Origin of the sequence: Acinetobacter sp. UBA2063 (genome assembly GCF_002333245.1) — a bacterium.
Lineage (GTDB): Bacteria > Pseudomonadota > Gammaproteobacteria > Pseudomonadales > Moraxellaceae > Acinetobacter > Acinetobacter parvus.
In genome coordinates, this window is record NZ_DDAH01000191.1 from 673 (window position 1) to 955 (window position 283).

At 45.9% G+C, this 283-nt stretch carries 1 protein-coding gene; it reads left to right on the forward strand.

Annotated features, from left to right (window positions below):
• On the forward strand, positions 1-283 hold a 283-nt coding region (locus tag B4H32_RS09250), incomplete at both ends, for an acyl-CoA dehydrogenase family protein (RefSeq protein ID WP_286802368.1).

Sequence of the window (283 nt, forward strand, 5' to 3'; positions counted from 1 at the left end):
GCCAGAACAATATGGTGGTTCAGGTGTGGATCGTCTATACAGCATGATCCTGATTGAAGAGCAGGCCTATGCTATGGACTCAAGCACAGGATTTTCCTTACATTCAGACATCGTTGCCAACTATATCAACAACTTTGGCAATGAAGAGCAAAAACAAAAATGGCTGCCTAAAATGGCGACAGGTGAAACGGTCACCGCTATTGCAATGACGGAACCAGGTACAGGCTCAGATTTACAGGCTGTACGCACCACTGCGGCACTGGATGGTGATGAATATGTGATT